This is a genomic window from Pseudorhodoplanes sp., assembly GCF_035565855.1.
Lineage (GTDB): Bacteria > Pseudomonadota > Alphaproteobacteria > Rhizobiales > Xanthobacteraceae > Pseudorhodoplanes.
In genome coordinates this window covers 1-8,120 of record NZ_DATMRX010000343.1, presented here as the reverse complement: position 1 = coordinate 8,120, position 8,120 = coordinate 1, and the positions used below count along the sequence as shown (strand labels likewise).

The 8,120-nt window shown below is 63.8% G+C and carries 10 protein-coding genes; 4 read left to right on the top strand and 6 right to left on the bottom strand.

Annotated features, from left to right (window positions below):
• From VN004_RS19590 to VN004_RS19580, 3 genes are all read right to left on the bottom strand, one after another.
• Positions 1–515: acyl-CoA dehydrogenase family protein (locus VN004_RS19590; RefSeq protein ID WP_325613704.1), on the bottom strand; the 515-nt coding region annotated here is incomplete at its 3' end.
• 17 nt (positions 516–532) lie between these two features.
• On the bottom strand, positions 533–1,726 hold the full coding sequence (locus VN004_RS19585) for an FAD-dependent monooxygenase (RefSeq protein WP_325613702.1): 1,194 nt from the start codon (positions 1,724–1,726) through the stop codon (positions 533–535).
• Positions 1,727–1,868: 142 nt separating this feature from the next.
• Entirely contained in the window at positions 1,869–3,245 is a 1,377-nt protein-coding gene (locus VN004_RS19580; protein ID WP_325613700.1) for a hypothetical protein, read from the bottom strand.
• A gap of 164 nt (positions 3,246–3,409) precedes the next feature.
• On the opposite strand from VN004_RS19580, the gene VN004_RS19575 reads away from it, so the two are divergent.
• The 3 genes from VN004_RS19575 to VN004_RS19565 all read left to right on the top strand — a co-directional run bounded on the left by VN004_RS19575 (position 3,410) and on the right by VN004_RS19565 (position 6,234).
• Positions 3,410–4,120 (top strand): glutathione S-transferase, encoded by a 711-nt coding sequence (locus VN004_RS19575; RefSeq protein WP_325613698.1) that lies wholly within the window; start codon positions 3,410–3,412, stop codon positions 4,118–4,120.
• A 132-nt stretch (positions 4,121–4,252) separates the two neighbouring features.
• Positions 4,253–5,245: a fumarylacetoacetate hydrolase family protein gene (locus VN004_RS19570; RefSeq protein ID WP_325613696.1), complete on the top strand. Its 993-nt coding sequence runs from the start codon at positions 4,253–4,255 to the stop codon at positions 5,243–5,245.
• 194 nt (positions 5,246–5,439) lie between these two features.
• Complete coding sequence (locus VN004_RS19565; protein ID WP_325613693.1) at positions 5,440–6,234, top strand: hypothetical protein; 795 nt, start codon at positions 5,440–5,442, stop codon at positions 6,232–6,234.
• 54 nt (positions 6,235–6,288) lie between these two features.
• Here VN004_RS19565 and VN004_RS19560 read toward each other — a convergent pair whose 3' ends face one another.
• Together VN004_RS19560 and VN004_RS19555 are read right to left on the bottom strand one after the other, a co-directional pair.
• Positions 6,289–6,738, bottom strand: coding sequence for a hypothetical protein (locus tag VN004_RS19560; RefSeq protein ID WP_325613691.1), 450 nt, complete (start codon positions 6,736–6,738; stop codon positions 6,289–6,291).
• Positions 6,739–6,982: 244 nt separating this feature from the next.
• Positions 6,983–7,228, bottom strand: a complete 246-nt coding sequence (locus tag VN004_RS19555; protein ID WP_325613689.1) for a hypothetical protein — start codon at positions 7,226–7,228, stop codon at positions 6,983–6,985.
• A 138-nt stretch (positions 7,229–7,366) separates the two neighbouring features.
• On the opposite strand from VN004_RS19555, the gene VN004_RS19550 reads away from it, so the two are divergent.
• On the top strand, positions 7,367–7,870 hold the full coding sequence (locus tag VN004_RS19550) for an ester cyclase (RefSeq protein WP_325613687.1): 504 nt from the start codon (positions 7,367–7,369) through the stop codon (positions 7,868–7,870).
• Between the two features lie 85 nt (positions 7,871–7,955).
• Here the strand turns inward: VN004_RS19550 and VN004_RS19545 are convergent, their stop codons facing one another.
• Positions 7,956–8,090: a hypothetical protein gene (locus VN004_RS19545; RefSeq protein WP_325613685.1), complete on the bottom strand. Its 135-nt coding sequence runs from the start codon at positions 8,088–8,090 to the stop codon at positions 7,956–7,958.
• Positions 8,091–8,120: the final 30 nt, after the last annotated feature.

Sequence of the window (8,120 nt, the reverse complement as noted above, 5' to 3'; positions counted from 1 at the left end):
TCCACCACCGACGAGAACGGCCAGCGGCCATTGACGATGAAGCCGCCGTCGACCTTGCGCGCGCGCCCGGCGGCGAGCGCGATCGACGAAGCGATCAGCGCATCCGGATTGGCGTCCCAGACCTCGTGCTGCGTTTCCGGTTCGTAATAGCCCAGCATCCAGTGATGACAGGCCATGTTGCCGACGCTCCAGGCCGTCGACGGGCAGCCGCGCGCGAGTTCGGCGGGGATATCGACCACCGCGACGAAGTCGAGCTCCATCCCGCCAAAAGCACGCGGCTGATGAAACCGGAACAAGCCGGTTTCGTGCAGCAATTGCTCATTGTCGCGCGTCAGCTGGCGGGCATCTTCCGACGCCTGCGCGCGCTCGCGCAGGATCGGCACGATCTCGCGCGCCCGCCGCATCGCTTCATCGTAGCCGATCCCGGAAAAATCCCGCCGTTCGGCTTGCGGCAGCGTGCCGGTCTTGGGCGGGTTCGTTCCGGTCATGGCGCCCTGGCCCGAGATGTCCCGCATGCTCACCGACGTTGTTCCTAGATCGCGACGCGAACCGGATCGTACTCGAAAACCCAGTCGTAGCGCTGTTTGACCTTCTCCTCCTGCCACTCGGTGTCGACATAGCGCGCGGCGCCTTCGGCATTTCCGAGCGCCGGATTGTGGAAGCGGGTGGCATTGTCGTTCGCGGCACGGACCAGTCGCGCGGTGCGTTCGATGCGCGCACTTTCATAAGCCTGCAACGCCGCCGGCACTTCGGCATGTTTGTCGAGACAGCGCGCGAGGACGATGGCGTCCTCCAACGCCATGTTCGCGCCCTGCGCCATCATCGGTAGCGTCGGATGTGCAGCATCCCCAAGGAGGCTGACGCGTCCGACCGTCCAGCGCTCGAGCGGTTCGCGGCCAAGCAGCGCCCATTTGTACGGCACTTCGATATTGCGGATGAGGGTATGCACGTCCTCGTTCCAGCCGCGAAAATCATTCAGCGCTTCTTCGGTCGTGCCGCGTTCGGTCCAGCTCTCCACCCGCCAGTCGCGTTCGATCGCGCCTCCGACATTCATCAAAGCGCCTGCGCGGACGGGATAGTGGACGACGTGGCCGCCGGGGCCCACCCAATTGGTGCCGACCGGGCGATGCAGCCGTTCCGGCAGGCGCTCCATCGGAATGAGACCGCGCCAGATCATCAATCCGGTGAAATGCGCCGGCATCTGGCCGAACAAGCTATTGCGGATGCGCGAATGCACGCCGTCCGCACCGATCAATGCATCACCGCGAAAGCGGGCGCCGTCTTCGGCGATGACGGTGACGCCGGCATCGTCCTGTTCGAAGCCGGTGACGCGGGTGTTCACCGTGATCGCATCAGGCGCGAGCGCCGTCACCGCATCGAGCAGGATGCGATGCAGGTCGCCGCGGTGAATCATGAAATAGGGAGCGCCGTAACGCTGCCGCGACACCGCGCCGAGGTCGAACAATTTCCAGGTCTCGCCGGTGCTCCAGAGCCGGATTTCCTTGCCGACCGGCTCGCACCACACCTTCTCCAGGGCGGGTTTGAGACCAAGCGAAAACAGCGCATGCGCGCCGTTGGCCGAGATCTGCAAGCCGGCCCCGATTTCCGCGAGTTCGCTCGCTTGTTCGAGGACGCTCACGCGATAGCCGCGAGACAGTAACGCAAGGGCCGCGGTCAGGCCGCCGATTCCGGCGCCTGAAATCAGGATATGGGGACGAGGGGACATAGTTGATCCGGCGACATCAGGGAGGCGGAGTTTTCAACTCCGGGCGCTCTCGCGCAAGATCAAATCCGGGTCGTGAGATGTCCTGCAGAGGACGTGCGTGGTCGTCGCATAGCGCGGAACGTCAGCGTGCGCCGGCGGGCGATCAGGGCGTGCTCTTTGCGAGCGGCGCATAAGCCGCGCGCAGGCGCTGATTGGGCCCGTCCTTCCGGTCATCTACCCGGCGTGCAGCATCGTGGATTTCGGTCCACGCTCGGCGGATACTGTCGTCGTGCTGCTGCTGGGCCGGCGGGATCGTCGGCGGGATCAGACGTGTCGGCGCGGGGATCACATCGAGCGGGGCGCGCGTCGCTCCGGGCGCGGGCTCGGAGCGGGGAAGGGATTCGTTGCGCGCTGCTGCCGGTGCGACGGATGCCGGGAGAGGCTGCGCCGGAGCGGGTTGCAGCGGAATCGCCGGCTGTGGCGGGAGCGATTGAGGTGCAATTCGCGCGGGCGGCGATTGCGCCGTGTCACGGTTGGCGTGGCCGTGTCCGATCTGACGCGCGGGGGCGACGAAGGGCACCACCTCGACGCGGCGCGTCGGCACATTGTCCGTCCCCTTTTGCTGAAGCAACGGCGTGAGCGCGGCGATCTCCGCCTTGATCGCGGCGATTTCAGTCTCGGCGCGCTTGAGCGCGATGTCTTTTGCGGCCAATTCGATCCGCAGCGTATTGCGGTCCTGCTCGGCCGCGTGCAGGGCGGCGTCACGGGCGGCGAGGTCACGCGCCATGGCCGCGATGTCGGCATCGGCGCTGCCCCGCGCCGCAGATCGATCTGCGCCGCCGCGTCGCATGGCATGCAAGGCTTCACGCGCTTCGCTTTCGCGCGCCTTGCTCGCACGCAGTGCCTCTTTGCCGGCTGCAACCTCCTGCTGGGCGACGGCGACAGCGGCGTCCTTCGTGGACAGGTCGTTGCGCAAAGCCGCGTTTTCATGCTGCAAGCCGCGCAAGGCCATGTCGCGCGCGGCAAGCTCGTCGCGCAGCGATGCAAGCTCACGTTCCGCCGCCTGCAATGCGGCTTCCTTGCTGGCCCGATCCCGTTGCAGGAGGGTAATCTCGCCCTCGATCGCGCCGAGGGTGACGTCCTTGTCGGCAAATCCGCGCCGCGCTTCGCGCAGTTCGTCGCGGGCGGCCTGCTCGCGGCCTTCGCTGTCGCGCAACGCTTTGGTGAGGGTTTCGACTTCCTGCTTCAGCCGCTCGATGAGCTGGTTCCGCCTGGCAAGATCCGTGGCATGCGCGACGGTTCTGTCCTTGAGCTTTTCGATCTTGAGTTCCAGGTCGCGGGTCGCGGCGGCGAAACCGGCCCGGATGGTGTCTTTTTCTGCGCGGATTTCCTGCATGGATACGGGCAGGTCGTCGTAGCGCTCGCGCGCGAGACGCGTCGCCCGGTTATGCACCGCCGGCATGACCATCAGTGCGGTCAGCCAGGCGAGGCAGAAGCCGATACCGCCGAACATCAGATATTCGAGTGGGATGCCAAACATCACAGCGTCCGCGACAGAGTTTCAAGACGACCCGTCGCATGCGGGCCACGCGGCTTCAAGCGGCGCCCGGTGTTAACCTGAATACGCGAACCCGACCGACCGATCCATTTCCCCCGGACTCCGTTATCGTGCCGCCACCGGATCGAAGCATAAAGCGAGGCCCCATGCGCTACGAGCTTTATTACTGGCCGCAAATCCAGGGACGGGGCGAGTTTGTGCGCCTTGCGCTGGAAGAGGCCGGCGCGGATTATGTCGATGTCGCCCGCATGTCGGGCGGCGAGGACCGCATGATGGCGCTGATGCAGGCGCCGGGTCCGAAGACGCCGCCCTTTGCGCCGCCATTCCTGAAAGCCGGCAAGCTCCTGATCGCCCAGACCGCGAATATTCTTTTGTATCTCGGCGATCATCTCGCTCTTGCGCCGAAATCGGAAGCGGGGCGTCTGTGGGTGCATCAATTGCAGCTCACCATTGCCGACCTCGTCGTCGAGGTCCACGATACGCATCATCCGATCGGATCGGGGCTTTATTACGAAGAGCAGAAGCCGGAATCGGCGCGCCGCGCCGAAGACTTTCGCGCCCATCGCGCGCCGAAATTCTTTCAGTATTTCGAGCGCATCCTGGCGCATTCGGACGGTCCTTACCTGACCGGCCGGCGCGCAACCTATGCCGATCTGTCGCTGTTCCAGGTGGTGGAGGGCATGCGCTACGCTTTTCCGATCCTCAGCAAGCGACTGGCAAAGAAGCACCCGCACATCGTCGAACTGCATCGCAAGGTCGCGATGCGATCGCGCATCGCCGCTTATCTCAAGAGCGAGCGGCGGATTGCATTCAACCAGATGGGCATCTTCCGCTGCTATGAGGATCTCGACGGCTGAGCCATTGCTTATGCGCTGGCCGCGCGATCATGGTCCCGCAATCATGGGCCGGAGTGGGCAGGCCGGTTGTTGACTCGTCCGGGAGCCTCCAACATTCTCCCGTCAACCGCGAATGATGAATAGGGATGCGCCTTGAAACTCCTGAGCTTCCGCTGGAAGAACCGCGATCGCATCGGATTTGCGCTCGACGATGACCGGATCGTTGATCTTGCAGAGGTCTCGGCCGCGCTAGGCGGGGAGCCGTATCCCGACATGCTCGCGCTGATCGAGGCGGGAGAGGCAGGTACGCGCTTTCTGCGCGACGCGCAGGCCTTCGCAAAAGACAATCTCGGCCGCCTGACCGTCATTCCCGAAAGCGAAATTGTCTATCACCCGCCGGTACGCCGGCCATCCAAGATCTGCGGCGTCGCACTGAACAATTCCGCGAGCAACGAACGCAAGATTTCGGCGCCCGATCATCCGCTGTTCTTTCTCAAGCCCGCATCATCGCTCGTCGGGCACAAGCAGCCGATCGAGGTCTATGACTATTACGGGTCTGTCCACCCGGAACCGGAGCTGGCGGTCATTATCGGCAAGACCTGCCGGCATGTGGACGCCAGGAACGCGCTCGATGTCGTGTACGGCTATTCCATCCTGAACGACATGACCGGCAACTTCATGCGCTCGCAGGACATGGTGCATTATTATGCGCTCTATCCCTCGAAGGATGACCCGACCAAGGTCGAGCGGCGTGAACAGCATCTGTCCTACACTGCGCGCTACAAGGGCTCCGACACCTTCGGCCCGTTCGGCCCCTATCTCGTGACCAAGGACGAGGTGCCGGACCCGCACAAGCTCGACGTTCTGGCGTGGCACAAGGACGAATTGATCGCCGAGGATTCGACCGCCTTCTACACCTACGGCGTGCCGGACGTGATCGCCTATGTCACGCGCTATCATTCGCTGTGGCCGGGAGACGTGATCTCCATGGGCACCGCCTTCCGGCCGGGTGGCGCGCGGCGCAGCCTGCATACGGCGAATATCACTGCCTATGGCGGCCCGGTCAGCGTGGCGATCACTGGCCTCGGCACGCTGGTCAATCCGGTCCGCAAGATGGACGAGGTTTCGGCGACCGCCGCCGAGTAATCAGCGTTTCAGGGCACGCACGCGTCATCGGCCTGCCACCGTGCCGAGCCGTCCGGCTTTCGTGCTGTTGCCGCAGCCGTGCGCCGTCGCATGCCCATCACATGGGCCTGGCACGGAGGCTTTGGATATTGGCGCTGAATCGATTTTTGGTATTGCTATGAGGCGACCCGCTGTGCCGAAATGGATCCGCCGACATGCTCCAATGGCTGCACAACCTTCCGCTCCCTGTCGGGCTCGTCCTGGTCTGCGCCGCGTTCGTGATCCCGACGCTGGTCGGCTCCTATCTTCTCCAGCCGCAGGTGGCGCGGCTGTTTCGCGGCGAGCGCGATATCAACACCGTGCTCGGCTTCCTCTTGAACACCTTCGCGCTGTATTTCGGAGTGCTGCTCGCGCTTCTGTCGATCGCGGTTTTCGAAAATCACAACAAGGCCGAGGACGCCGTGGTGCGGGAGGCCGCCGCGCTGATCAAACTCTATCGTGACGTCCAGCACTATCCCGAGGACGCCCGCCTGGAACTGGTCAACGTTCTCGACCGCTATGTCGACGAGGTGGTTGGGCCGGGATGGGAGGTGCAGCAGCGCGGCGAGGTCAACCCGCAGGAGATCGCCATCGTCGGCGAACTGCACGGCGCCCTGGCACGGCTCGCGCCGGACAATGTGGGGCAGGGGGTGCGTTATGCACAGTCGCTGCGTGTGCTCGACGATTTCGTCGAGGCACGGCGGCTGCGCATTTCGGGAGGAAGCAGCGCCATCCCGCGGATCATGTGGTTCATTGTGCTGGTCGGCGCGGTGGTGAACGGCATCGTGATCTGGATGTTCGACCTGCGGCCGTTCACGCACGCGATCATCGGCGGGACGCTGTCGCTGTTTATCGCGCTTGTGATCTTCATGATCGCGGTGCTCGATGCGCCGTTCAGGGGAAGCTATGGCGTGACGCCCGACGCCATCGCGAGGGTCCACTCCCAGACCGGTATGCACCGCACAAAGTGATGGCGCGGCGAGCGGGGCTCCGCGCTCGCGCGCGTCAAGCCCGCGCCGCGCTTCTTATTTTTTCTTCACCTCGTTGCAGGTCACGACCGCCGGCTTGTCGCCCGGTTGCTTAGCGCCGGCCTGGAGGTAGCAATAGGACAGCGTATTGCCCGTCAGTTTGCCGGCAAAATATCCGTCGGTGTCCGACATCATGACGGTGACATCATCGAGACCCACGGTTCCGATGAACGGCTCGGTCGTTGGTTTGCCTCCGGATGAGCTGTCGCCGGCGATGATGGTTTCGCCCCAGAAGCGGCGGCCGTCCTGGCCGGTGACCCTGAAGGTGACCTCCCGATCGGCCGTCAAAGGCTTTTGCCAGGTGCCCTTGCTGTCGGGCCAGTGAGGTCCGCCGGCGCCGGCGATGATAGTGTGGGTCAGTCCGACCCAGTCTCCCTTCATGTCCGCTGCATTGGCGGTCATCGCGGTCATGGCGGTGAAAAGCAATCCGAGCTGACAGGCTTTCATTTCAACCTCGCGATTCAATGGGATCGCGATCGTTGCATGGCGATGTGCTGTTGCAAAGCGGTTGCGGCTCGTTTCGCGATGCGTGCCTTACTCATTGCTAAGACGAAGGTTCGAAATGCGTCATTGGCAATCGGTCGACGGCTTTCATTTGAGGCGCTGCAGCCATCGCTTGTTCAGATGCCGTGAATCATGACGCCAATGGCAAAGGGCAGGATCGGCGAGACATACAACGGCAGCGCCGCGATCAGGAGGAGGCTCGCAACCCGAGCCGTCGCCCCGCAATGGCAAATCCCATCGTTGCCAGCGCGCAGAGCGGCGCCGCGACACCCGCGAGGAACGCCTCGCTGCGGCTGAACAGCCATTGCGCCTGCCCGCCCGTGAGCGTGACGATCGCTTTTCCGTAGAAGTTGGAAAAATACCAAAGCGCCAGCGCCGCGACTGCAACGATGACGACGCGCAGGAGGCTTCCGGCTATGGTCGAGATGGGCATTTGCGACACCTCTGCTATTGTCGCCCGACACGCGCTCCCGGTTCAATGGCAGGACGCGATGCGCCGCGATGCAGACTTGCTGCGTCACAATTGCCGCGTACCATTGTCCACGACGGAATGCATTTGAGAGGTCCGGCCATGCGAAATTGCGCAATCGGGTTGTTTGTTGCTGCTGTCGTGCTGCAAGGCGGAGGAGCGTCGGCGCAGGACAATGCGTCCTGCCCGGAGACCAACGAGCGCACCAATCTCGCGCTCGCGCGGGCCTGGCACGAGGACGTCGTCAATCAGCGCAAGCCCGAAGTGCTCAAGGACATCCTGTCGGACCGGCTCGTCCATCATGCGTCCGGCGGCTATCCGAAGCGGATGGACGCCAAGGGCGTCGCCGCAATGATGGATGATTTCCTGAAAGCCTTTCCGGATCTGCGCATCACCTTCGATCTGCTCGAGCCGCGCGGTGAATACGTGATGCAGCGCTACACCGCGACCGGAACGCAGCGTGGCCCGCTCGGCGACATCCCGGCCACCGGCCGCAAAGCGACCTGGACCGGCATCAACATCTTCCGCATCGCATGCGGGCGCATCGCCGAGGTGTGGTCGGAGGTGGACGCGGCGGGACGGGCGAAGCAGCTGACGGAGAAGTAGGGGGGCGTTGAGCGAGGTGAAGCAGGCGGGGTTGCTTCTCGCGCGCCGCGCTTCTGGCAACGACGGAGAGATATGGGCGAACGCGCTAGTGTCGCCAGCTCACGCTGGCCATGTGACTGACCATCTTGCTGACACCGGTCCGATAGCGGCCGCCATGTGCGACGTGGTCATAGGCTGCAACGAGCAAAAGCGCGACAAGATAACCCGCAACCATTCGCATGGGAATGCTCCCTCAGCTGCAGTTGCTCTG

What these genes read in the sequence shown, in the direction of transcription:
- VN004_RS19585 (WP_325613702.1), bottom strand. Translation starts at nt 1,726, where the DNA reads ATGTCCCCTCGTCCCCATATCCTGATTTCAGGCGCCGGAATCGGCGGC.
- VN004_RS19580 (WP_325613700.1), bottom strand. Translation starts at nt 3,245, where the DNA reads ATGTTTGGCATCCCACTCGAATATCTGATGTTCGGCGGTATCGGCTTC.
- VN004_RS19575 (WP_325613698.1), top strand. Translation starts at nt 3,410, where the DNA reads ATGCGCTACGAGCTTTATTACTGGCCGCAAATCCAGGGACGGGGCGAG.
- VN004_RS19565 (WP_325613693.1), top strand. Translation starts at nt 5,440, where the DNA reads ATGCTCCAATGGCTGCACAACCTTCCGCTCCCTGTCGGGCTCGTCCTG.
- VN004_RS19560 (WP_325613691.1), bottom strand. Translation starts at nt 6,738, where the DNA reads ATGAAAGCCTGTCAGCTCGGATTGCTTTTCACCGCCATGACCGCGATG.
- VN004_RS19555 (WP_325613689.1), bottom strand. Translation starts at nt 7,228, where the DNA reads ATGCCCATCTCGACCATAGCCGGAAGCCTCCTGCGCGTCGTCATCGTT.
- VN004_RS19550 (WP_325613687.1), top strand. Translation starts at nt 7,367, where the DNA reads ATGCGAAATTGCGCAATCGGGTTGTTTGTTGCTGCTGTCGTGCTGCAA.
- VN004_RS19545 (WP_325613685.1), bottom strand. Translation starts at nt 8,090, where the DNA reads ATGCGAATGGTTGCGGGTTATCTTGTCGCGCTTTTGCTCGTTGCAGCC.